This is a genomic window from Antribacter soli, from assembly GCF_021568775.1.
GTDB lineage: Bacteria > Actinomycetota > Actinomycetes > Actinomycetales > Cellulomonadaceae > Antribacter > Antribacter soli.
Window position 1 is genome coordinate 11,267 of the sequence record NZ_JAKGSG010000014.1, and the last position, 24,269, is coordinate 35,535.

Genomic DNA, 24,269 nt, shown 5'->3' on the forward strand with positions numbered 1-24,269 from the left:
CTGAGACCGGAGCGCAGCGGAGGGTGGGGGCCCTCAGGGCTCGGCGCGCCGTGCCCGACGCGCCGAGCGCTCGCGCAATGCCGGGCTCCCCGGCTCCCGGCACGCATGATGTGGAGCGAGATGACCGCTCCACACACCGGCCCGCTGCCGTCCGCACCTCCGCTGGGCACCGTGGTCACCGGCTCCCTCCCGGTGGCCGTCACGGTGACGGCGGTGATCGTGACGCGCGGCCGCAGCCCGTTCCTCCCGGCCACCCTCGACGCGGTGCGTGCGCAGGTGCATGCGCCCGACGAGGTGGTGGTGGTCGACGTCGACACCGCGCCGGCGACCTCGGCTCACCCCGACCTGGTGATGGCCTTCCGCGAGGAACCAGGCGGAGCGCGGTCGGCGGAAGCCAGGACGGCTCAGCAGCTCGGCGGCGCGCGGTATGTGGCCGCGGCGGGGGCCCGCACGTTCGGCGAGGGCGTCGACGCGGCGCTCCGGGCGGTCGGGATCTCCGAGCGCAGCTGGCTCTGGCTCCTGCACGACGACTCGGCGCCCGCCCCCGGAGCGCTCGCCGCCCTCATGCGCGCCGTCGAGCACGCCTCGTCGGTGGCGGTCGCGGGCAGCAAGCAGCGGCGCTGGGAGGTGTCCGGCACCGGGGAGCCCCTCGACCCGGCCGCAGCCGACCGCGGTGTCCTTGTCGAGGTGGGGCACACCGTCTCGCCGCTTGGCCGGCGCATGACGGGCGTCGACGAGAGCGAGATCGACCAGGGGCAGCACGACGCGCGTGAGGACGTCCTCGCGGTCGGCCTCGCCGGCGCGCTCGTCCGCGGCGTCGTCTGGCGCCACCTCGGCGGCACCGACCCCGCGTACGGCGTGTACGGCGACTCCACCGACTTCTGCCGCCGGGTGCGCCTCGCGGGGCACCGCGTCGTCGTGGTCCCGCAGGCCGTGGTGCGGCACGCGCAGGCCTCGCTGCGCGGGCTGCGGGAGCCCGGCGCCGGCGCCGACGACCGCTCTCGTGGCCCGCGCCGGCGCAGCCAGCTCCACCTGCGGCTCGTCTCGGCCCCGGCAGTCGTCCTGCCGGTGGTGGCGCTCGCGATGCTCGTGTGGGCACCGTTCCAGGCCGCCTACCGGCTCGCCCTCAAGCACCCCGCCGAGGCGCGCGACGAGCTCCTGGCGCCGGTGTGGGCCGTGTCCCGGCTGGCTCCGGTCGTGCGCGCCCGCCGCGCCGCCGCCCGCACGTCGACCGTGCCGCGCGGCGTGCTGCGACCGCTCACCGGCACCTGGCGCGAGGTCTGGTCGGAGTACCGCGAGGGCCGCCTCTCGCGCGCCGAGCGGCTGCGCACGCACACCGTCCCCTCGGAGCTCGAGCAGGCCGAGCAGCGGCGCGTCGCGACCCGGCGTCGGGGCGTCCTCGCACTGGTCTTCGTCGCCGCGACGACCCTGGCGGCCTGGGTCTTCGGTCCCGCGCTCGGCGTCCTGGCGAGCGGCGGACGCCTCACCGGCGGCAGCCTCCTGGCGACGGGCGGCACGGTCGGCGACGTCTGGACGGCCGCCACGTCCGGCTGGGTCCGCGACGGGCTCGGCGTCGCCGCGCCGCCCGACCCCCTGCTGCTCCCGCTGGCCGGGCTCACCGCGCTCGCCGGAGGCTCGCTCACGACAGCGGTCGACCTCCTGTTCGTCGCCGCGCTCCCGCTGGCGGCCCTCGGTGCGTGGGCCGCGTCGGGCGCGGTCACGCGGTCGCCCGGCCTGCGCGCGTGGGCCGCGCTGCTCTGGGTCGCGGCCCCCGCGCTGCTCGGCGCCGTCGACGCAGGCCGGGTGGGGTCGGTCGTGGCGCACCTCGCGCTCCCGTGGGCGGCGCTCGCCCTCGCAAGAGCCGCCGGCGTCCAGGCGCTCGACAGGCTGCCCGACGGCGGAGCGGACCCAGGTGCGGCCGACGCCGGCGCGGCGGCTCCCGGGTCATCGACCAGGTCGCCCACCGGGTCGGCAGCCGCGTCGGCGGCCGACGACGTTCCCCGCCCGGGGCCGTCCCTCGGTGCGGCCGGTGCGGCCGGCCTGCTCCTGGCGGTCGCGGTGTGCGGGGCGCCGATCCTGTTGCCCGTCGCCGTCGTGGTCCTCGCCGTCGCCGCGCTGGGTGCCCGGCGCCGCGGCCGCTACCTGGTGCTCGCGCTCGTGCCGTCGCTGATGGTCGGTGCCCCGTTCTGGTGGGCCGCGGCGCGTTCCGCCGACGGGCTGCGGCTCCTGCTCGCGGAGCCGGCCGGTGCGCCCGGCGTCGCGGCCGTACCCGGGCAGCCCCTGGGCCTGCCTGGCCTCGGGCTCCTGCTCGGCCGGCCGAGCGAGCCGGGCACCTGGTTCGCCGCCCCCGAGCTGGGGTCCGACGGACTCTCCGGCGTCGTCGGTGTGGCGCTGCGCGGCCTCGCGGTCGCCGGGCCGTTCGTCACGGGGGCGGTGGTCGTCGTGATCGCCGTGGTGGCCCTGTTCCGCCGGCGCGGCGCGGCCGCCCGGCTGGGCTGGTTCGTCGCCGCGGCCGGGCTGGTCACGGCCTTGCTCGCGCAGGGCGCGTTCGGCGGCGGGGCCGGGTGGGCGGGGCCTGGTCTGTCCCTGGTCCTGCTCGGTCTCGCTACCGCCGCCCTCCGCGGCGCGCCGGTGCGGCGCGGAGGGCGCGCCGCCCGGCTCGCCGGCGTGACAATGCTGGGCGCGGTCGCGGTGCTCGCACCGGCCGCCGACGTCGCGTCGTGGGTCGCCGACCTGGGCGGCAGCATCGCGGCCGAGGGCCGTGCGGACGCGCTGCACCCCGCGGTCGACCCGGTCGTCCCCGCGGTCGGCCGGCAGATGCAGGCACCGCCGCGCGAGGCACGCGTGCTCCAGCTCGACGTCGCCGCCGCCGGCGGGGTGGAGTACACCCCGCTGCGGGGCGACGGCAGCCTTCTGCTGGACGCCTCAGCGGCGGCCGTCCTGTCCGACGGCGCCGCGGCCTGGGAGCGGCTCGACGGGCTGGCGGCGGAACTGACGGCCGGCACGGCCCCGGACCTCGCCGACCGGCTCGCCGCGCTGGGCTTCGGCGCCGTCCAGGTGCGGTCCGACGGGGTCGCCGCGACCGAGGACCTGGTCGCCACGCTCGACATGGTCCCGGGTCTGGCCCGCGTGATCGAGGGCCAGGAGGTCTCGCTGTGGCGCGTCGCCCCCGGCGCGGGACCGGCTCCCGGCTGGGCCCGGCTGGAGCTGCCCGCTGATGCGGGCGGCGACGCGGCGGGCACGACGACGGCGGTGCTCCCGGCGCGCGGCGCCGCGGTCGACACGCAGGTCGATGACGGCGATGCCGGCCGGTTGCTCGTCCTCGCCGAGTCTGCGGACGGCGGCTGGCGCGCCACCCTCGACGGTCGCGCGCTCGAGACAGCGACCGCGGACGGCCTGCAGGCGTTCGCACTGGGTCCGGACGGCGGACGACTCGTCGTCGGCTACCAGGCACCGCACCGCGTGCCGTGGCTGGTGCTCGCCGGTTTCACGCTCGCCGTCTTCGCGCTGCTCGCGCTGCCTGTCGGACGCCGGAGGGTGCGATGAGCCGGGCGACCGCCGCGCTGCGGCGGGCGGGAGCGACCGTCGGCGGCCTGGCCTGCCTCGCCGCGGTCGCCGCGCTGGCGGTCCTCCCGGCGGCCGGGGCGGGCGCTCCCGACGCGGGGCCGGAGGCTCGCCTCGTCGCGGTGCCGCCCGCAGAGTCGGTCCTCGTCTGCCCGGTCCCGGCGAGCCTCGTCCAGCCCGACGTGGGGGACGACCAGTTCAGTGCGAGCCCGGTCCCGACCGAGAGCCGCCTGACGGCCGTGGCGACGGGCGGCCTCGCCTCCGGCGCGACGGTTACCGACCTCGCCGGAGGAGCCACGGGCGCGCTCGTGGGCCCCCTCGTCGCGGGGTCGGGGGCGGCCGTGGTGAGCGGTGACCTGCCGGAGGAGTCTCGGGTGGTGCGCGGGACGCCGTCGGGCAGCGGGGACGCCCTCACCGGGACGACCGCCTCGAGGACGACGGCGGGCGACCTGCGCGGCCTGGTCACCGGCGGGTGCACCGCGCCCGGGATCGAGCACTGGCTGGTGGGCGGCAGCACCGAGGTGGGCGCGAGCGCCCGCCTCGTCGTGCAGAACCCGGGTCGCACGGCGGCGACCGTCCGCCTGGAGGCGTGGGGGCCGTCAGGCCCCGTGGCGCTCGGGAGTCAGGCGTCGTTCGTGGTGCCGCCCGGTCAGCAGGCCGAGACCCTCCTCGAGGCGGTGGCGCCGGAGCAGCGGCGCTTCGCGCTGCGCGTCACCGCCGACGGCGGACGGGTCACCGCCTACGTGCAGCATCACTCGATCGAGGGCATCGTCGCGGCGGGGGTCGACCTGGTCGTGCCCGGCGCGGCCCCGTCCCCGGCCGTGTCGGTGGCCGGCCTCGTCAGCGCCGGCCAGCCCGTCGACGACCCGCACGCCCCCCGGCTGCGGCTGCTCGCCCCCGACGCGTCCGGCACCGCTCACGTGAGCGTCTACGGCCCGGACGGGCCGGTGCGCGTGCGCGGAGGCGAGGACCTGGTGCTCGAGGCGGGCCAGGTGACGGAGGTGCCGCTCGGCGGGCTGCCGGCCGGCGCCTACACGGCCGTCGTGGACGCGACCGTGCCGGTCGTCGCCTCGGGCACGTTCGCCGGCGAGGGCGAGACGCTGCCGGACGCGGTGATCGACGAGCACCCCTACGACCGCGCGTGGGTCGCGGGGCGCGCGGTGGACGGCGCCGGCGGCGGCACCGTCGCCCTCCCGCCCCTCGCGAGCTCGGCCGTCGTGCTCGCCGCGCTGCCGGCCGAGCGGGGTCCGGACGTCCGTGCGGCGGGCCGGACCCAGGTGGTCCTGGGCGGCCGGGCCGCGGACGGCTCGGAGGCGGGACAGGTCACTGTCGACGTGCCGGCCGGCGCGACCGTCACGGTTCCTGCGGCGGACCTGGGCGCGGACGTCGTCGCCGTCCAGGTCGAGCCGGGGGAGGGCGCCGCCGTGGCCTGGTCGGTCCTCGCGACCGCCGACGACGGCACGTCCAAGCCCGGCAGCCTCGTCTCGGTCCTGGTGCCGCCCGCCGTCGGCGCGCCCGTGGCCGACGTGCTCGTGCGGCGCGTCGTCGCGGTCGGCTGAGGCGGAGGTGCAGCGCAGGGTGAGGGCCGAGGAACGAGGCACCACCTGGAGCGGAACCGCAGGCTCAGCCGATGAACGACACCGGCTGAGCCGGCGGGCTCGGCCTCAGCGGCCCTCGTACCGCGGGTCGATCTCCTCGGGCGTGCGGGCCAGGAGGTGCGCCACCTGCTCGACGACGACCTCGCGCGCGAGCTCGGCCAGGTCCTCGTCGTCGACGGCCCGGATCTCGACCGGGCGACGGTAGACCACGACCCGGGCGGGCTGCCCGGCCTCCGCGGGGAAGCAGCGGCCCAGCGGCACGCCGCCGTCCTCCCACGGTGCCGGGTCCGACGGCGGTACGTCCTCCACACCGAACTCCGTGCCCTTGAGCTGGGCGCCCCAGGTGCGGCTCAGGTGGTCGACGACGTCGAGCACCAGGTCGTCGAAGCGCTGCGCGCGCGTGCGGTGCGCGGGGGTGCCGGGGGGCAGGAGCGGTCCGCGCATCCCGCGCCCACGGCGGTCGCGGCGCCGGACTCGGTTCTCGGGGTCCTCCGTGGCGGGGCGCGCCGGAAGCTCGAAGGGGACCGGACGGCCAGGACGGGAGCGGCCGGCGCGGGCATGCCCGCCGCGGGAGGAACCGAAGAGTGCCACGCTCCGACCCTATGCCGCCTCGGGACCAGCCGGGGGACCGGCGTCGGCCCGGCTGGGAGGCGGTGTGCGGCCGGGCAGTGGCGTGGCGCGCGGCGCGCCACGCCGTAGCCGGGTCACTCGCTCCCCGGATCCGGCGTGTTCGGCGCAAAACACCCGGTCAGCGGCGTACAGTCAGCGCGTGAGATCGGTGAGGCAGTGTTCGCGCACGGCATGCACGCGTGCCGCCGTTGCGACGCTCACGTACGTGTACGCGGACTCCACCGCGGTGCTGGGTCCGCTGGCGCACCTCGCGGAGCCACACAGCTACGACCTGTGCGCAGACCACGCCGAGCGCCTGACCGCGCCCCGCGGCTGGGAGGTCGTGCGCCTGACGCCGGCCTTCGTCGACGCGGGCCCGACACCGGACGACCTCTCCGCGCTGGCCGACGCCGTCCGCGAGGCCGGCCGCGCGCGGCAGGCGCCGCCCGAGCCGCCCACGGTCACCGAGACCGCCCGGCGCGGCCACCTGCGCGTCCTGCGCGGGGAGGACTGAGCGGGCACCGTTCCCGGCCGGCTCAGGCGCGGTCGAGGCGCATTCGTCTCGACCGGTCCCTTGTCACTGTGAGTGCACGGTGTGAACGCACAGTGAGCGCCCCGAATCACGGCAGCCCCGCCGGCAGGGCGGGCCGCTCAGGGGACCCAGGCGCAGACGATCTGGCCCGAGCCGGTGACCGTCAGCGGACCGGCCGCGTGAGGCACGAACGCCGACTGCCCGTGCTCCAGCGTGGTGCGAGCCTCCCCGCAGGTGAGGGCGACGGCGCCGTCGAGCGCCAGCACGATGCGCGGGCCGTCTGCTGCCAGCGTGACGTCCTCGTCCGGGTCGACGTCGGCGAGCGTGAGGGCGAACTCCGAGACGGGTGCGCGGTACGTGACCGACTGGCCACGGCGGCCGGCCACGGACAGCGCGGGGACGACCGGCGGCCTGGGGGCGAACGACGTGCAGGCGACGAGCGTCTCGGTGTCGACGAGCTTGGTCGTGAGGCCGGCCCGCAGGACGTTGTCCGAGCTCGCCATCACCTCGACCGCCGTGCCGGAGAGGTAGGCGTGCACCTCGCCCGCCGGGATGAACATGGACTCCCCGGGCTCGAGGGTCACCCTGTTGAGCATCAGGGAGGCGATCGCCCCCGGGTCGGCCGGGTGCTGGTCCGCGAGGTCCACGACCGTCTGGTCGGTGCGAGCGTACGGGGAGCCCTCGGCCAGCCGCCGTCGGACCGACTCGAGCGTGACCTTGATGTCGGTCTCGCAGTGCGCCTCCGACCGCGCGGAGACCACGAGGGTGAAAGCGGCCCGCATGCCCGACTCGCTGCGGTCCTCGTGCAGGATGTCGCGCACGCCGACGACGAGGGGCCCGTCGAGGCCGTCGAGGAGCGCCAGGATGTTGCGCGGCGAGCGGAACCCTGCCAGGCCCTCGAACTGGGTGAGGGCGACCACCATCTCCGGCTTGTGCTGGTCGTCGTGGAAGCTCCGCAGGGGTGAGCCGGCCGGTAGCCCGGAGCGGTTCTCCCGGTTGAAGCCGGCTCGCGCGGCGTGGGGCTTCGGGTGGACCTGGAGCGAGAGCGCGCGCTGTGCCGCGAGAACCTTGAGCAGGTAGGGGAGCCGTGGGCCGAAGGTGTCCGACACCCGGCGGCCGAGCGTCTCGACGGGGTACTGCTTGACGAGCTCGTGCAGCGGCGTGCTCGTGCCGGGCGTCTGGGCCCGGGACGGCGCGCTCGGGTGCGCGCCGAGCCACAGCTCTGCCTGCGGCCCGCCGTCGGACGGCACGCCGAGCAGTGCGGGGATCGTGTCGCGGGCGCCCCAGTCGTACGCCTGGACCATGTTGGTGAGGCGCAGCGGGGCGTCGAGAGTGAGCGACATCTCGGCAAGAATAGTCACGGATGGCGCCGCCCGAGGTAGGCGGCTCCGGTGCGTCCGGCTCGACTACGCTGAGCCCCGTGAGCATCGATCTCGCCTCGATCATCAAGGCCTACGACGTCCGCGGGATCGTGCCCGACCAGCTCTCCCCCCAGGTGGCGCGTGCGATCGGCGCGGCGTTCGCCAAGGTGGTGGTACTCCCTGAGGCGGCCGACCCGGACGTCGCCCGTGCGGTCGTCGGGCACGACATGCGCGAGAGCGGCCCGGAGCTGGTGACGGCGTTCGCCGAGGGGCTGACGGCCGCCGGCGTGGACGTCACCCTGATCGGCCTCTGCTCCACGGACGGCCTCTACTACGCGTCCGGCTCGCTCGGCGTCCCGGGGGCGATGTTCACGGCGTCGCACAACCCGGCCGAGTACAACGGCATCAAGCTCTGCCGCGCCGGCGCGCGGCCCGTCGGCGAGGCCTCGGGCCTCGCGGAGGTGCGGACGCTCGGGCAGGCGTTCCTGGACGAGGGCCTCCCGGCCGCGGTGCCCGACGCCGGTACCGTCGCCGAGCAGGATCTGCTCACCGCATACGGCGCCTTCCTCCGTGACCTCGTCGACCTGTCGGGCATCCGCCCGCTCAAGGTCGTGGTCGACGCCGGCAACGGCATGGGTGGGTACACCGTCCCGGCCGTCCTCGGTACGGCCGCGGGCCTGGCGGAGCTGCCGCTGGAGATCGTCCCGCTGTACTTCGAGCTCGACGGTTCGTTCCCGAACCACGAGGCGAACCCGCTGGAGCCCGCGAACCTCGTCGACCTGCAGAAGGCGGTCGTGGAGCACGGCGCGGACATCGGTCTCGCGTTCGACGGCGACGCCGACCGCTGCTTCGTCATCGACGAGCTGGGCGCTCCGGTCTCGCCGTCGGCCGTCACGGCCCTCGTCGGGCTGCGGGAGGTCGCCAAGGAGCAGGCCGCGGGCCGGACCCCGACCGTGATCCACAACCTCATCACGTCGGCCGCCGTGCCCGACTTCCTGCGGGCCGCCGGCGCGACGACCGTCCGCACCCGCGTGGGCCACTCGTTCATCAAGGCGGAGATGGCCGAGCACGAAGCCGTCTTCGGTGGCGAGCACAGCGCCCACTACTACTTCCGCGACTTCTTCTTCGCGGACACGGGCATGCTCGCCGCGATGCACGTGCTGGCGGCGCTGGGCGAGCAGCCGCACCCGCTGTCCGCCGTCGCCGAGATGTACGAGCCGTACGTCGCGTCCGGCGAGATCAACTCTCGTGTGGCGGACGTCCCCGCCGCCCGGGCGCGCGTGATCGAGGCGTACGTGACGGAGCAGGGTGCCGGGCCGGTCGAGGTGGACGAGCTCGACGGGCTCACCGTCTCGCACTGGGACGCCCACCCGCAGTGGTGGTTCAACCTCCGCGCGTCGAACACCGAGCCGCTGCTGCGGCTGAACGTCGAGGCGGCCGACGCGGACATCATGGAGAAGGTGCGGGACGACGTGCTGTCGCTCGTCCGCGCCGCAAACGAGGGAGAGCGGGCATGAGCGTGACCATCGAACCCTGGGTGCGGGCGATCCTGCGCTGCCCCGTGACGGGCGCCGCGCTCGTGGACGGCGTCGGGCCGTCCGGCGAGCCCGAGCTGCACTCCACCGACCCGGCGCGCCCGCTGGCCTACCCGGTCCGTGACGGCATCCCCGTCCTGCTGGAGAGCGACGCCCGCCCGCTCTGATCTTCACCCGCTGTGTCGCCCGCCTTGGCGGCGGTCGGCACCGGTTGGGCCCGTTCTGTGCTGTACGTTCCTCTCGCCCCCGGCGCCGCCGGCGGTTGCGCACGAGGAAGGCGGCAGCGTGAGCCAGGTCGAGAAGGAACAGCCGAGGGGTCTGCCCCTAGGGGCGAAGATCGCGATCGTGGCGGTGGCGGTCCTCGCGGTTGGCGGCGTGGGAACGGCACTCTGGCTGGCGCGGTCCGCCTCCCCGGAGGCGGCGGCGCCCACGCCGGCGGCTAGCGTGACGAGTCCGTCGTCCGAGCCGACGCCGAGCCCGTCGGCCGAGCCGACGCCGTCGGCGACCGTGGTGGTCTCCGCGTTGACGGACCCGGTGTTCCGGGACGGCGCGACGCCTGACTTCTGGGGTGAGGGCTCGGGCGTGACCGCTCAGTGCGGCATGCCGATCGAGGACCTCGTGGCGCAGGCGTCCACCGACGACTTCCGCATGGAGACCAGCGGCGCGGTGGCCGAGACCGACGGCAGGTACTCTCTCCCGCTGCGGATCACCGAGACCGCCGGGCGCAGCGACGCGGAGTACCAGGCAGGTGACCCGAAACTCGTCTGGGTGCAGGACGGGCGCGTCGTGGACATCACTGTCGGCTGGAACGAAGGGGCGGGGGCGTTCCACGTCACGGCCCCGGGCAGCGCCAGCTTCTGGGACGGCGAGCCCGTCGAGGACATCGCCGCAGGCATGACGATCGATACCCTGGCCTCCGGATACCGAGAGTGGGTATGCGGTGATATCGCCAACATCTACGAGAACAATCTGATCAGCTCGTTCCTGACCTACCACCCCGCGGGCACGTACGAGGTCCGGGCGATCACCTGGTACGGACGCGGTACTCACGACGACTACCGCAACGGCATCCTCCTGAGCGATGCTGTGACGGTCACCGTGGGCGAGCCGCCGGCGCCGGCGGCGAAGTTCCGCGAGGGCTTCGCCCCGGCGGCGGACTCGATGTTCCCGCTGTCCGGGACGGGGATCACCTGCGGCATGGCGGTGGCGGACCTTCCGGAGAGCGACCCGCGCTATGCGGTCGCCGTGCACGGCGACCCGTCGTTCGACTACCCGGCTTGGACGCTGCCCATCCACGTGACCAGCGACGGGTCCGGCGCGGGGGGAAGCTTGATCGCGGTTCTGCTCTGGGTGCAGGGCGGCGTCGTCGTCGACGTCGGGACTGACGACACGCTCGCCGATTGGTCTGTTGGCGCCGTGACTCTGGTCCCGGGCGGGACCGACGATGTCGCGGTAGGTGCCGCCGTGGACACCTGCATGCCGGAGGCGGACGGCGAGACGTTCCGCTCGTACCGGCCCGCGGGCGGCTACGAGGTGATCCCCCTCGTGCGTCTCAGCTACAGCGCGGATTCGCCGGTTGTCCTCGGCGACCCGGTCCCGGTGACGGTGGGCGCGTACGGCAGGCCGTGACACTGGCCGGGCTGGGCCCGTTCTGTGCTGTAAGTTCCACTCGCCCCGGTTGACTCCGGCGGCTGGGCGCGAGAACCGAGGCGGTACGGATGAGCACGGTGGAGAGCGAGCGGCGGGGCCTTCCCCGCGGAGCGAAGATCGCGATCGTGGCGGTGGCGGTCCTGGCGGTCGGCGCGGCGGGCGGGGTTGCCGCCTGGTCGATCAGTCGCGGCGGAGAGCCGGTCGCCGATCCCTCGGCGAGCGCGTCGCCGTCGGTCAGCGCGTCGCCGTCGGTCAGCGCGAGCCCGTCCGCCACGACGGCGACCCCGGCCGGCGCGGCGGAAGACCCGGCGTTCGTGGAGGGCCAGGTCCCGGGGGCCTGGCGCGACGGGCAGACGGGGGGCTGGCCCGCCGACGTCTCCTGCGGCATGCCTGTGGCGGACCTCGTGGCGCAGGCCTCGACCGAGGACTTCCGGATCGCGGTGACCGGAGGGCTGACCGAGATCGAGCGTGGTGTCGCCCTGCCCATCAGGATCACGGAGATCGCCGGGCAGTCCGACGACAGCTACCAGGCGGGCAACCCGCTGCTGGTCTGGACCCAGGCCGGCCGTGTGGTCGACGTCTCGTTCGGCTGGAGCGAGGGTGCGGGCAACTGGGACGCCGGCGATCCGTACGACGCCGAGTACGTCGAGCGGATCGACGCAGGCATGACGATCGACACGATCGCGACCGGGGACCTGAAGTGGGCCTGCGGTGAGTCCGGGCGGGTGTTCGGCGATCCCATGTCTCTCTCGTACTCGACACCGCGCCCGGCGGGCGACTACGAGGTCATGGCCGTGTCGTGGTACCTCCGCGGTGACGACAGCGGCGTGCGGTTCCTGGTGAGCGACACCGCGCCGGTCACGATCGGCGAGCCACCGGCGCCCACCGCCCGGTTCACCGAGGGGTACCCGGAGGAGGGCTTGTCCTACCAGCTCGATGGGAGCGGCATCACCTGCGGTCTGCCCGTGGCCGAGCTCCCCGGGAGCGACCCTCGCTTCGCCGTCGCCGTACAGGGGACGCCCGTGTTCGAGGAGCACGAGTGGCGTCTCCCGATCCGGGTGACGACGACCGGCGCGGCCGGCGAGGCGCTGCCGGTCAACTCGACGGTGCTGTGGGTCCAGGACGGTGTCGTGGTCGACGTGGGCACGGACGACGGGGCCGGCTGGACGGACGTCGAGCTCACCGGGACCGTCGACGACGTCGCGGTCGGGTCGGCGGTGGACGCGTGCTTCCCGGAGGACGGCGAGTTCCCGGAGTTCCGGACCTTCCGCCCGGCGGGCGAGTACGAGGTGATCCCGCTCGTGCGGCTCGGGTACCTGTCGGACGCGCCGATCGTCCTCGGCGACCCGGTCCCGGTGACGGTGGGCGAGCGCGGCCGTCCCTGACCGTTCGCGCGAGACCGCCCCCAGGTAGCGCTTGCGGCCCCTTGAGCGACCTGGGGGCGGTCTCGTGCGTTCGCCGCCCGGACCGTGCGGCCTGCCTCAGGTGAGGGTGGCGTCCAGCGCGTCGAAGTCACCTGCGGTATGCCTGCTGCGGAGCTCACCGCCCAGGCGTCGGACGAGGCTGTGCTGACGGTCACCGGCACCGCGACGGAGACGGCGGACGGCTGGACCTTGCCTGTCGCGATCGTCTCGCAGGACGCGGTAGACCTCGGCAGGGAGCCGCGGCTGGCCTGGTTCCAGGACGGCAGGCTCGTGGACCTCACGACCATGGATCATGACGGCGACCCCTACGCGAGCCTGGCGGGCGGTGGCCAGACCCTCTCCGCGGAAGCCACGGGCGACCACCTGTGGGGCTGCGGCGACCTGGCCGACGTCTTCGACAACGACGCAGCCATCGGGTCTGCGCCCGAGCGGGTGGCGGTCCGGCCCGCCGGCACGTACGACGTCGTCGCCGTGCTGCCGACCGGGCAGGGCGTCTTGCTGAGTGAGCCAGTGCCGCTGACGACGACAGTCTCGGCCGTAGCCCCCGCCTCGTTCCGCGAGGGCTTCGCTGACGACCGCCTCGCGTTCGGCGCCGATGTGACGTGCGGCATGCCCGTCACCGACCTTCCCGAGAGCGACGCCAGATTCACGGTCGACGTCGTGGTGAGCCCCTCTTTCGAGATGCCGCACTGGGAGCTGCCGATCCACGTGGCGAGCAGCGGGGGTGCTGGCGAAGGGGAACCGGTGTCGGCGGTGCTCCTGTGGGTACAGGACGGCGTCGTGATCGACCTCGGCACTCAGGACACGGGGTACGCCTCGGCCAACGAGTACGCGGCGGGCGGTCCGGTGCTGTCCGGTGGCTCGCTCGAGGACAACGCTGTCGGGTCGGCTGTCAGCACGTGCGTGCCGAACGCGGACGGCACGACGTTCCGCTCCTACCGGCCCGCAGGCGACTACGAGGTGATCCCGCTCGTGCGCATCGGGTACGGCGACGAGGTGCCGCTCGTCCTCGGCGACCCGGTCCAGGTGACTGTGGGCGAGCGCGGCAGGCCCTGACCGGCCTGTTCAGCCGAGGGCGGCGTCCAGCGCCGTCCTGACCTCGGCGACCGCCTCGTCCACCGTGCCGCTCGACGTGTCGATCGTGACGTCCGCGTCCCCGGGCTCCTCGTAGGGGGACGAGATCCCCGTGAAGTCGGGGATCTCGCCCGCGCGGGCCTTGGCGTACATACCCTTGCGGTCGCGGGCCTCGCAGACCTCGAGCGGCGTGGCGACGTGTACCAGGAGGAACACCGCGCCCGTCTCCTCGGCCAGGGCGCGCACGTGCGCCCGGCTCGACGCGAACGGCGCGATGGGCGCGGCGATCGCGATCCCGCCGTGCCTCGCGACGAGCGAGGCGACGTAGCCGATCCGCTCGATGTTGGTCTCCCGCCCCTCGCGGTCGAAACCCAGGCCCTTGGACAGGTGCTGGCGCACCGCGTCGCCGTCGAGCAGGGTCGTGGCGAGGCCGTCGTCCTCGAGCTGCTCGGCGAGCGCGCGCGCCACGGTGGACTTGCCCGACCCGGAGAAGCCGGTGAAGAACACGACGGCGCCGCGGTGGCGGGCGCCGCGCGCGGCGCGGAGCACCTCGGCTGCCGACGCCGGCGGGTAGAGCGCGGCGACCGCCTGGGCCTGGGTGTCGTCCAGGCCGGCGACCAGCGCCCGCAGCTCCTCGTCCCGCTGCCCGACGACGTCCGCCGTGCGCCCCGCGCCGTACGCCTGGGCGACGTCCTCGAGGGTGAGCCCGGGCGGGGGCGACGAGGGCCACGGAACCACGACGACCTCCGCCGGCGTGCCCGCGGACGGGGCGAGGGAGAGGGCGGACCGCACGAGGCCCCCGGGCCCTACCTCCGAACCGTTCCGCCGGCGGCGAGAGACCGGGACCAGCAGGACGGTGCGGTCCGCCTCCGCGGACTCCCGGGCGACGAAGGTCTGATCCACCCAGGTGGGCGCGGCGTTCACGATCAGGGCGACGACGTCCTCGGCATCCGCGAGCGCGGCCCGCACGTCGCGCGCCGGGCGGCGCAGCGCCGGGTCCCACTGGCGGCCGGTGCCCACGGGGAGGTGCCTGAGCTCCTCCAGCGACCACTCGCCGCCCGGGCCGGGGCTTTCGAGGCGGGCGAGCGGGGTGTTCTCCTGGTCCGTGAGGACCACGGCGACGGCCTCGCCTGGGGTGACCCGGCCGGCGTCGGGCAGAATTGCCGCGGCGAGTCGGTCGGGTTCGAGGCCGCCGCCGAGGGCGAGCTCGAGCAGGTCGAGGCGGTCGTCGCCGAGGACCTGCGCGGGCAGAGTGCTCATACAAGAGACACTAGTCGCCCCGGTGCCCAGTCGCGGGCCCGTCGAAATCCCGAACGCTGGATGTCCGCGTTTCGGGATGCGGACGACAGCACCCTCGAAGCGAACGCATACTGGCCCAGTCGGAGAGCCAGTGAAGGGGAGGGATCCGTCGTGAGCGTCAGCCATGTGCTGAGCCAGCTGCGCAGCCTCGAGGCTGAGAGCATCCACATCATCCGCGAGGTCGTCGCGGAGATGCAGCGCCCCTGTCTGCTGTTCTCCGGCGGCAAGGACTCCATCGTGATGCTGCACCTGGCGGTCAAGGCGTTCGCGCCGGCGCGGGTGCCCTTCCCGATCATGCACGTGGACACGGGCCTGAACTTCCCGTCCGTGCTGGACTGCCGGGACCGGTGGGTGGACCGGCTCGGCGTGCAGATGGTCGTCGCCTCGGTGCAGGACGCGATCGACCGCGGCCTCGTGCGCGAGGAGCCGAACGGCTCCCGCAACCGGATCCAGACGCCGGTGCTGCTCGAGGCGGCCGAGAAGCAGGGCTTCGACGCGCTCTTCGGCGGCGGTCGCCGCGACGAGGAGAAGGCGCGGGCCAAGGAGCGGGTGTTCTCGTTCCGGGACGACTTCGGCCAGTGGGACCCCAAGAACCAGCGGCCGGAGATCTGGTCCCTGTACAACGGCCGGGTGCACCAGGGCGAGTCGATCCGGGTCTTCCCGCTGTCGAACTGGACCGAGCTGGACATCTGGTCGTACATCGAGGCCGAGGCGATCGACATCCCGGACCTCTACTTCGCCGCGGAGCGGGAGGTGGTGGACCGCAGCGGGATGCTGTTCGCAGTCAACGAGTTCACCCCGCTGCGTGACGGGGAGCAGGCGCAGGTGCGCAGCGTCCGCTACCGGACGGTGGGCGACGCGAACCTGACCGCCGCCGTGGAGTCCGCCGCCGGCACGCTGCGCGAGATCGTCGACGAGGTCGCCGCGGTGCGGCTGACCGAGCGGGGCGCCACGCGCGGCGACGACAAGGTGAGCGAGGCCGCGATGGAGGACCGCAAGAAGGAAGGGTACTTCTGATGACCACCCTGACGGAGCCGGCGGACGCGCCCGAGGTACAGCGCACCGCCGACCTGCTGCGGTTCGCCACGGCCGGGTCGGTGGACGACGGCAAGAGCACCCTCATCGGCCGCCTGCTGTACGACAGCAAGTCGATCTTCGCCGACCAGCTCGAGTCCGTGGAGCGGGTGAGCAAGGACCGCGGCAACGACTATGCGGACCTGTCGCTGCTGACGGACGGCCTGCGTGCCGAGCGGGAGCAGGGCATCACGATCGACGTGGCGTACCGCTACTTCGCGACGCCGCGGCGGAAGTTCATCATCGCGGACACCCCGGGCCACATCCAGTACACGCGGAACATGGTCACGGGCGCCTCGACGGCGGACGTCGCGCTGATCCTCGTCGACGCGCGCAAGGGCGTGCTGGAGCAGTCGCGCCGCCACGCGTACCTGGCCACGCTGCTCGGCGTGCCCCACGTGGTGGTCTGCGTGAACAAGATGGACCTCGTCGACTGGTCCGAGGACGTCTACGAGGCGATCCGCGCGGAGTTCAGCGACTTCGCGGCCCGGCTGCGCGTCCCGGACCTGTCGTTCATCCCGATCTCCGCCCTGGCCGGCGACAACGTGGTGCACCGCAGCGAGAACATGCCGTGGTTCGACGGTTCGCCGCTGCTGTCGCACCTGGAGCGGCTGCACGTCGCCAGCGACCGCAACCTCGTCGACGTGCGGTTCCCGGTGCAGTACGTGATCCGCCCCCAGTCGCACGACGCGCGCGACTACCGCGGGTACGCGGGAACGGTCGCGTCCGGCGTCATGAAGCCGGGGGACCGCGTGCTCGCCCTGCCGTCGGGACTGGAGACCACGATCGCGTCGATCGAGACCGCCGAGGGGCCGGTGGACGAGGCGTTCCCGCCGATGTCCGTCACGGTCCGCCTGGCCGACGAGATCGACCTGTCCCGCGGCGACATGCTGTGCCGGCCGGCCAACACGCCCACCGTCACCCAGGACCTCGACGCGCAGGTGTGCTGGATGGACGAGTCCGTGCCGCTCACGGTCGGGCGCAAGTACGCGATCAAGCACACCACGCGCTGGGCGCGGGCCATGGTCAAGGACATCGCGTACCGGATCGACGTCAACTCGGGTCACCGCGAGGAGGGGCCGGCCGAGATCCGGCTCAACGAGATCGCCCGGGTCCAGCTCCGCGTCACGCAGCCGCTGTTCGTCGACCCGTACCAGGCCAACCGGCAGACGGGGGCGTTCATCCTCGTGGACGAGGCGACGAACAAGACGGTCGCGGCGGGCATGATCGGCTCCCCGGCGCACGGGCACTGACGGCCCTCTCCAGCCTGCCTGACGCCGAAGGTCACCTCCCGTAGGGGAGGTGACCTTCGGCGTCAGACAGCTTTCCTTCGTCAGTGATCCTCGCCCGTCGGCGTCTCGGCGGCGGGCACGCGCTCGACGTGCGCGTGGGTCCGCGGGTCGTCCTTCTTGCCGAAGGGCAGCAGGTGCATCACGGCGACGACGACGGCGCCCACCACGAGGCCCACGACCGCCGAGCACAGCGTGTTGAAGCACCAGGCGAGGAAGCCGCCGAACACCCCGGCGCCGTGGAGGATCTCCTCCTCCAGGTGGTGGACCCACTCGTACGGGGCGGGGATCCAGCCGGTGCCGTCGGCGCCCAGGTTGACGAGGAGGATGTGCCCGCCGACCCACAGCATCGCCACGGTGCCGACGACGGAGATGACGGTCAGCACCCTCGGCATCGCGGCGACCAGGCCGCGGCCGACGCCCTGCGCGGCCGGCGACTGGCGCTGGGCCAGCCGCAGGCCGACGTCGTCCATCTTCACGATCGCCGCCACGATGCCGTACACGATGATCGTGATGACGAACGCGACCACCACGAGGATGGTGAGGCGGCTCCAGAAGCCCTCGTCGGCCACCTCGGCCAGCGCGATCACCATGATCTCGGCGGACAGGATGAGGTCGGTGCGGATCGCGCCCCCGATCAGCATCTTCTCCGCCTCGGGGCTCACCTCGGTGGCGGGCACCTCCGCGTCGTGGTGGCCCGAGACCTTGTGCCAGATCTTCTCGGCGCCCTCGAAGGCCAGGTAGGTGCCACCGATCATGAGGATGATCGGCAGCGCCGCGGGGAGCCACTGGCTCAGGATCAGAGCCGCGGGGAGGATGAAGAGGAGCTTGTTGCGGATCGAGCCGATCGCGATCTTCTTGACGATCGGCAGCTCGCGCTTCGCGGCGACGCTCTGCAGGTACTGCGGCGTCACCGCCGTGTCGTCCACGACGACGCCCGCGGCCTTCGCCGTCGCCTTCCCGGCCGCGGCCCCCACGTCGTCGATCGACGCCGCGGCGAGCTTCGCCAGCGCCGCGATGTCGTCCAGCAGACCCATCAGGCCGCCCATGAGGTCACCTCTTCCCACTCATGTGTGTCCATGGTCCGTACTGTATGGCCCGCGCCCTGTGCCCTGCGCCGGTGAACGGGAGCCGGGCACGTCCCGCGCTCCCCGGGCGGTGGATCGTCACGCTGCCGGGAACAGCCAGGGCGCCTGCGCGCGGAGCGCCGCCTCCAGCGACGGCGCCAGCGTCTGCACGTACGTGCCCGACAGGTGGTCGTCGTCGCGGTACGCCAGCACGTTGCCGACCACGGCCTCGCACGTCACCGGCCCGCAGATCGCGTCCGTGAGGTCCACGTGCACGGCCGACGCCGGGACGCCCGGCGTCGTCAGCGCGGGAGACACCGCCGCGAGCTGCTCGGCCCGGGGGCGGGAGCAGGCGGCGACCGCGTCCGCCACCGTGCCGGCGGACGCGGCGCCGTCCCCGGCGCCGTGCGCGTCCAGGCAGTCCGGGACGCGCCAGGCGAAGCGCGGGTTGTCGCGCATCGTCACCACCCGGACGCCCGCCGCGTCCAGCTCCTGCCATGCGGTGACCTGGCCGGGAATCACGGTCTCCGGCCGCCCGTCCTCGTAGGTGCGGGTTCCTTCGACCACGACCGCGTCCGGGCGCTCGGCGAGGACCCGGTCGAGGGCTGCCCGGCCCCAGGCGGCGCAGGCGTCCGACGCCGAAGAGCCCGCCGGGGCGCCCTCGGCGCCGCCGGCCCCGCCGGCAGGGCTCGTCACGCCGAGCCGGCAGCTGTGCTTGACCAGCACCGTCACCTCCCACCCGGCCTGCTCGGCGACGCCCGCGTACGCGTCCTCCCACGCCTGGAGGTGCGAGGCGCCCACGAGGAACACGCGTGCGGTCGGCTCGCCGTCGGCCGGGCCGGCGATGACGCACTCGACGAGGGTGCCGTCGTCCTTGTCCGTCTGGGAGCAGTCGTCCAGGTGCGGCCGGTCCTTGGCGGCGAGGTGGGGCGCGGGGCGGAACGGTGCTGCCACGCCGGGGGCGGCGGGCTCCGACGCGGTCGGCCCGGCCCAGCCGTCGGCGAGCACCGCGGCGCCCGGGTGCGCGGCGGACGGCTGCCACAGAGCGCGCAGCTCGGCGGCGAAGCGGCGCTCCTGGGTGTCCGCCCAGGCGCTCGTCCCGCCGACGACGACGAGGCTCGCCACGGCGAGCCCGGCGAGCGCCGGCACGCCGCGGGCGGCGCCACGGCGTACCCAGCGCACCACGGGGTCCCCGACGAGCGCCGTGGTCGCCCACGCCAGCAGGACCGAGATCGCCAGGACCCCCGCGCCCGCCGCCGCCCCGGCACGCGGCGCACCCGACCACAGCAGCCAGAGCACGAGCACCGGCCAGTGCCACAGGTAGAGCGCGTAGGACACGTCGGCGAGCCAGCCCAGCACGGGATGCTGCAGCGCCGGTCCGGACGCCCAGCGCGCGCCCGACCCGGCGCCGGCGAGCACCAGGAGTGCGCCGCCCACCGGGACGAGCGTCCACGGCCCGGGGAACACGCGGGCCCCGTCGACCAGGAAGCCGCACCCCGCGACCAGGACGAGCCCGGCCCAGCCGAGGCCCGCGCGGACGCCGTCGGAGAGCCGCGCGGCGAGGTGCGGCCGGTCCAGGACCAGGGCCGCGACGGCCCCCGCGCCGAGCTCCCAGAACCGCGTCCAGGTGCTGAGGTAGGCCGTCGGCTGGTCGGCGGAGGTGAGGTGCACGGCGTAGGCGAACGAGGCGAGGGTCGCGGCGCCCACGACGAGCGCGAGCAGCCGCGCAGGGGTGATGCGCGTGCGGCTGCGCCGCGCGAGCCGCTCGCCGACGACGACGCAGGCCAGCACGAGCAGGGGCCAGGCGGCGAAGAACTGACCCTGGACGGACAGCGACCAGAAGTGCTGCAGCGGGCTGGCCTGCGGCCCGGCCGCGCCGTACGCGAGCTGGGCGTCGATCAGCTCCCAGTTCTCCCGGAAGGCGGCCGAGGCGGCGACCTCACGCAGGATCTCGGGCAGCCGCGCCGGCGGTGCGAGGGCCCACGCTCCGACCGCGACGGCCGCCAGCACGACGAGCGCGGGCGGGGCGAGGCGGGCCAGGGTGCGGCCGTAGTGGTCGGCCAGGCGCAGGCGACCCGCCTCGGCCCGGCGCAGCAGCGAGCGGGTAACGAGGAAGCCGGACAGCGTGAGGAACACGTCGACCCCGCCGGAGACCCGCCCCGCGCCGAGCACGTGGAAGAGCACCACGAGAGTGAGGGCGAGGCCCCGCAGCCCGTCGATCTCGCCGATCCGTCCGGTGCCGGGCCCTCGCTCCTGCGACGTGCCGCGGCCCGGCGCGAGTCCATCGCGGGTGGGCCTGCCCGCCTCGCGTGCCCCCGGGTCCCCGGTGTGCGCCGCGTCGGCGGAGGAGGCGGGGGCGGAGGCGGTCACGGTCGTCCAGGGTACGGCGTCGGACGGCGGTGCCGGGCGGGCGCGGGCGACGCGGGTCAGCGGCCCGTCGCGTACCCCTGGGCGCCACGCGGGTTCGCGGCCGCCCCGAGCAGGCCCGTCGCCGGGTCGCGCGTGACGGCGCACAGCCGCCCGAGCGCCCAGTCGCCCGCCCGCTCGACGACATGGCCGCGGCGCTCGAGCCCGGCGATCACCTCGTCCCCGAGGCGGTCCTCGACCACGGCCCCGCCCGGCGTCCACGTGCGCGGCCAGAAGGAGCCGGGCGCCGACGTCGTGTGCATCGAGGGCGCGTCGATCGCCTGCTGCGCCGTCCAGCCACCCGCGAGGACGCGCACGAGGAACACGAGCTGCCACTGGTCCTGCTGGTCGCCGCCGGGGGAGCCGCAGGCCAGGACCGGCGCCCCGTCCCGGAGCACGAGGGTGGGCGTGAGGGTCGTGCGGGGTCGGCGGCCCGGCTCGAGGCGCGACGGCGAGGCGGGGTCGAGCCACGCCATCTGCAGGCGCGTGCCGAGGCAGAAGCCGAGGCCCGGGATCGTGGGCGACGACTGCAGCCACCCGCCGGACGGCGTCGCAGCCACCATGTTGCCCCAGCGGTCGACGACGTCGATGTGGCAGGTGTCGCCGCGCGTGGTGCCGGTCGCCTCCACCACGGGCTCGCCGGCCTGCTCGCCGACCCGGACCGTCGGCTCTCCGACCCCCGCCGCCGCTCCGCCGGCGGGGGTGCCCGGGAGCGAGCCGACGGGCGCGTTCGTGGCGTACTCGGTCCGCAGCGCGGGGATCGCGGGCGTCGGCCGGCCCGGCACCGCGCCAGGGCGCACCTCGTGCGACGCCTCGCCCGTGACGAGGGTGCGCCGCTCGTCCGCGTACCCGGAGGACAGGAGGTGGTCGAGCGGGACGTCGGGGTCGTCCCCGTACCAGGCGTCGCGGTCCGCGAGCGCCAGCTTGAGCGCCTCGAGGACGCGGTGGGCGCCGAGCTCGGTAGAGGGGTCGATCTCGTCGTCGCCGAACCCGTCGAGGATCTGCAGGGCCTGCAGCAGGGACGGACCCTGGGTCCACGCGCCCGCCTTGAGGACGGTGCACCCGCGGAACCGGGCCGACGTCGGCTCCTCGTAGGAGGCCCGGAACGCGTCGAGGTCGGCGGCCGTCAGGACGCCCGCGTGGTCCGCGCCGTCGGAGTGGAGGTGCGGGGTGCGGACGAACTCCTCGACCGCGGCGCCGACGCGCTCGCGCCACAGGGCGCGCGCGGCGTCGATCCCGGCCTCGCGGCCGGCGTCTCCGCGCCCGGTGTCTCCGCGCCCGGCCACGCCACCCGTCGCGCCGGCGACGTCGTCCGCCCCGCCGCCCGCAGCCTCGGCGAGCGCGGCCAGGAGCGCTGCGTACTCGGGGTTCGTGACGACGTCGCCGGCGCTCGGCACGCGCCCGTCCGGCATCCAGCGGGCCGCGGAGGTGGGCCAGTGCTCGGTGAAGAGTCCGGACATGGAGCCGATGGTGCGGCTCACCGCCGCGAGCAGCGGGTGCCCGTCGCGCGCGTACCCGATCGCGTACGCCAGGACGTCGGCGAGCGGCCACGTGCCGTGGTCGCGCAGCAGGAGGAGCCAGGCGTCGACGGCGCCCGGCACGGCGGCGGCGAGTGCGCCCGAGCCCGGCACCAGGTCGAGCCCCTCGGCGAGGTAGTGCTCGATCGTGGCGCCCGCCGGCGCAGGGCCCTGCCCGCACAGCACACGCGGCGCGGAACCGGCCGGCGCGACGATCCCGACCATGTCACCGCCGGCGCCGTTGAGGTGCGGCTCGACGACGTGCAGCACGAACGCCCCGGCGACCGCGGCGTCGAACGCGTTGCCGCCGCGCTCCAGGACCGCCTGCGCGGAGGCGCTCGCGGCCCAGTGGGTCGACGAGACCATGCCGAACGTCCCGGCCAGGTCGGGGCGGGTGCGGAACGGTGCGGGCGCAGTGAACGTGCTCACGGTTCTCCAGTCGTGACGAGGTAGGCCAGCACGCTACTCCTGATGCCGGGCCGCGCGTGTGGTGCGCGCGTCGCCGGCGGCGACGAGGCCACTGCCCGGGACCTCGGTAGGCTGGAGGCGCGCACCCCGGTGCGCCTCGCGCGCAGACGGGAGCCCCCAGCGCCGCTCGACACGACGCCCCCGATCCCGAGGAGAACCATGTCCACGACCGCGCCGGCCCCCGCACCGTCCGCCGGGGCCGCCCCTGGCTTCGACGAGCTGCCGGGCCGCTACAAGGTCCGCTCGCTCGCCCTGGCCGAGGCGGGCCGCCACCAGATCCGGCTCGCCGAGCACGAGATGCCGGGCCTCATGGCGCTGCGCGCCGAGTACGGCCCGACGCAGCCGCTCGCGGGCGCCCGCGTCGCCGGATCGCTGCACATGACGGTGCAGACCGCCGTCCTCATCGAGACCCTCGTCGCCCTCGGCGCGCAGGTGCGCTGGGCGAGCTGCAACATCTTCTCGACCCAGGACGAGGCGGCCGCCGCGGTCGCCGTCGGCCCGGAGGGGACCGCCGAGAACCCGCAGGGCGTGCCGGTCTTCGCGTGGAAGGGCGAGAGCCTCGAGGAGTACTGGGACTGCACCGAGCAGATCCTGTTCTGGCCGGAGGGCCCCGAGGGCGCCCAGGGCCCGAACATGATCCTCGACGACGGCGGCGACGCCACGATGCTGGTCCACCTGGGGCTGCAGTACGAGCGCGCGGGCGTCGTCCCGCCGGACACCCTGCACGGCGAGCCCGACCACACGCACGAGATGAACGTGGTCCGCTCGGTGCTGCGCCGTGCGCTCGAGGCCGACCCGCTGCGCTGGACGGGCATCGCCCAGGGGATCTTCGGCGTCACCGAGGAGACCACGACGGGCGTGCACCGCCTGTACCAGCTCGCCGAGGCGGGCGAGCTGCTCTTCCCGGCGATCAACGTCAACGACTCCGTGACCAAGTCGAAGTTCGACAACAAGTACGGGATCCGCCACTCGCTGCCGGACGGCATCAACCGGGCCACCGACATCCTCATCGGCGGCAAGGTCGCGTTCGTCGCCGGCTACGGCGACGTGGGCAAGGGCGCTGCGGAGGCGTTCCGCGGCCAGGGCGCCCGCGTGATCGTGTCCGAGGTGGACCCGATCTGCGCGCTGCAGGCAGCGATGGACGGCTTCCAGGTCGCCCGCATCGAGGACGTCGTCGGCGAGGCGGACTTCTTCATCACCACGACCGGCAACAAGGACGTCATCACGGCCGCGCACATGGCGGCGATGAAGGACAAGGCCGTCGTCGGCAACATCGGCCACTTCGACAACGAGATCGACATGGCGGGGCTGGCCGAGCTCGACGGTGTCACGCGCACCGAGATCAAGCCGCAGGTCCACGAGTGGACCTTCCCGGCGACGGCGGAGCGCGCCGAGCGGTCGATCATCGTGCTGTCCGAGGGCCGCCTGCTCAACCTCGGCAACGCGACGGGCCACCCGTCGTTCGTGATGAGCAACTCGTTCTCGAACCAGGTCATCGCGCAGCTCGAGCTCTTCGTGGACGCGGCACGGCCCGAGGCCGAGCGCGCCTACGAGCGTCAGGTGTACCGCCTGCCGAAGGTGCTCGACGAGAAGGTCGCCCGCCTGCACCTCGACGCGCTCGGCGTGCGGCTCACCGAGCTCTCGCCGTCGCAGGCCGACTACATCGGCGTCCCGGTCGAGGGCCCGTTCAAGCCGGAGCACTACCGCTACTGACCACCCCCGCGCCGGGGGGGGGGGGGGGGGGCCGCGCGGCCCCCCCCCCGGGGGGGGGGGGGGCGCCGGGGGGGGGGGGGGGGGGGGCC

17 protein-coding genes are annotated in these 24,269 nt (G+C 74.8%); 11 read left to right on the forward strand and 6 right to left on the reverse strand.

All coding sequences use genetic code 11. From position 1 onward, the window contains the following. The first annotated feature begins 120 nt into the window (after positions 1-120). Entirely contained in the window at positions 121-3,546 is a 3,426-nt protein-coding gene (locus tag L1785_RS03990; RefSeq protein WP_236087844.1) for a glycosyltransferase, read from the forward strand. After that, a complete protein-coding gene (locus tag L1785_RS03995) occupies positions 3,543-5,123 on the forward strand; it encodes a DUF5719 family protein (RefSeq protein ID WP_236087845.1) in 1,581 nt (526 codons plus the stop codon). The genes L1785_RS03990 and L1785_RS03995 overlap by 4 nt, the downstream gene beginning before the upstream one ends. 105 nt (positions 5,124-5,228) lie before the next feature. Here L1785_RS03995 and L1785_RS04000 read toward each other — a convergent pair whose 3' ends face one another. Continuing rightward, the gene (locus L1785_RS04000; RefSeq protein WP_308113250.1) at positions 5,229-5,753 is read right to left on the reverse strand and encodes a metallopeptidase family protein; all 525 of its coding nucleotides are present in this window, start codon (positions 5,751-5,753) and stop codon (positions 5,229-5,231) included. Between the two features lie 178 nt (positions 5,754-5,931). On the opposite strand from L1785_RS04000, the gene L1785_RS04005 reads away from it, so the two are divergent. After that, complete coding sequence (locus L1785_RS04005) at positions 5,932-6,285, forward strand: DUF3499 domain-containing protein (protein WP_236087846.1); 354 nt, start codon at positions 5,932-5,934, stop codon at positions 6,283-6,285. A 137-nt stretch (positions 6,286-6,422) separates the two neighbouring features. Here L1785_RS04005 and manA read toward each other — a convergent pair whose 3' ends face one another. Further along, the gene (gene manA, locus L1785_RS04010) at positions 6,423-7,646 is read right to left on the reverse strand and encodes a mannose-6-phosphate isomerase, class I (RefSeq protein ID WP_236087847.1); all 1,224 of its coding nucleotides are present in this window, start codon (positions 7,644-7,646) and stop codon (positions 6,423-6,425) included. A gap of 77 nt (positions 7,647-7,723) precedes the next feature. Between manA and L1785_RS04015 the strand changes: the two genes are divergently transcribed. The 5 genes from L1785_RS04015 (at position 7,724) to L1785_RS04035 (ending at position 13,329) form a co-directional block, all read left to right on the forward strand. Continuing rightward, the gene (locus L1785_RS04015) at positions 7,724-9,181 is read left to right on the forward strand and encodes a phosphomannomutase/phosphoglucomutase (RefSeq protein WP_372461776.1); all 1,458 of its coding nucleotides are present in this window, start codon (positions 7,724-7,726) and stop codon (positions 9,179-9,181) included. Continuing rightward, positions 9,178-9,366, forward strand: coding sequence for a Trm112 family protein (locus L1785_RS04020; RefSeq protein ID WP_236087849.1), 189 nt, complete (start codon positions 9,178-9,180; stop codon positions 9,364-9,366). Before L1785_RS04015 ends, L1785_RS04020 begins: the two co-directional genes overlap by 4 nt. A 118-nt stretch (positions 9,367-9,484) precedes the next feature. Further along, positions 9,485-10,828 carry a hypothetical protein gene (locus L1785_RS04025; RefSeq protein ID WP_236087850.1) on the forward strand — a complete coding sequence of 448 codons (1,344 nt, stop codon included), beginning with the start codon at positions 9,485-9,487 and terminating at the stop codon, positions 10,826-10,828. An 89-nt stretch (positions 10,829-10,917) separates the two neighbouring features. Then, the gene (locus L1785_RS04030; RefSeq protein WP_236087851.1) at positions 10,918-12,234 is read left to right on the forward strand and encodes a hypothetical protein; all 1,317 of its coding nucleotides are present in this window, start codon (positions 10,918-10,920) and stop codon (positions 12,232-12,234) included. A 138-nt stretch (positions 12,235-12,372) separates the two neighbouring features. Beyond that, positions 12,373-13,329: a hypothetical protein gene (locus L1785_RS04035; RefSeq protein ID WP_236087852.1), complete on the forward strand. Its 957-nt coding sequence runs from the start codon at positions 12,373-12,375 to the stop codon at positions 13,327-13,329. 9 nt (positions 13,330-13,338) lie between these two features. Here the strand turns inward: L1785_RS04035 and cysC are convergent, their stop codons facing one another. Continuing rightward, a complete protein-coding gene (gene cysC / locus L1785_RS04040) occupies positions 13,339-14,607 on the reverse strand; it encodes an adenylyl-sulfate kinase (protein ID WP_236087853.1) in 1,269 nt (422 codons plus the stop codon). 150 nt (positions 14,608-14,757) lie between these two features. On the opposite strand from cysC, the gene cysD reads away from it, so the two are divergent. Next, positions 14,758-15,663 (forward strand): sulfate adenylyltransferase subunit CysD, encoded by a 906-nt coding sequence (cysD, locus tag L1785_RS04045; RefSeq protein WP_236087854.1) that lies wholly within the window; start codon positions 14,758-14,760, stop codon positions 15,661-15,663. Further along, positions 15,663-16,973: a sulfate adenylyltransferase subunit CysN gene (cysN, locus tag L1785_RS04050; protein WP_236087855.1), complete on the forward strand. Its 1,311-nt coding sequence runs from the start codon at positions 15,663-15,665 to the stop codon at positions 16,971-16,973. The genes cysD and cysN overlap by 1 nt, the downstream gene beginning before the upstream one ends. Before the next feature lie 80 nt (positions 16,974-17,053). Here cysN and L1785_RS04055 read toward each other — a convergent pair whose 3' ends face one another. The 3 genes from L1785_RS04055 to L1785_RS04065 form a co-directional block, all read right to left on the reverse strand. Beyond that, positions 17,054-18,058, reverse strand: coding sequence for a DUF808 domain-containing protein (locus L1785_RS04055; protein WP_236087856.1), 1,005 nt, complete (start codon positions 18,056-18,058; stop codon positions 17,054-17,056). 117 nt (positions 18,059-18,175) lie between these two features. After that, positions 18,176-20,446: an acyltransferase family protein gene (locus L1785_RS04060; protein ID WP_236087857.1), complete on the reverse strand. Its 2,271-nt coding sequence runs from the start codon at positions 20,444-20,446 to the stop codon at positions 18,176-18,178. Positions 20,447-20,502: 56 nt separating this feature from the next. Then, positions 20,503-22,365, reverse strand: coding sequence for a gamma-glutamyltransferase family protein (locus tag L1785_RS04065; protein ID WP_236087862.1), 1,863 nt, complete (start codon positions 22,363-22,365; stop codon positions 20,503-20,505). Between the two features lie 261 nt (positions 22,366-22,626). Here L1785_RS04065 and ahcY point away from each other — a divergent pair, with 261 nt between their 5' ends. Next, on the forward strand, positions 22,627-24,180 hold the full coding sequence (gene ahcY / locus L1785_RS04070; protein ID WP_236087858.1) for an adenosylhomocysteinase: 1,554 nt from the start codon (positions 22,627-22,629) through the stop codon (positions 24,178-24,180). The last annotated feature ends 89 nt before the right edge of the window (positions 24,181-24,269 follow it).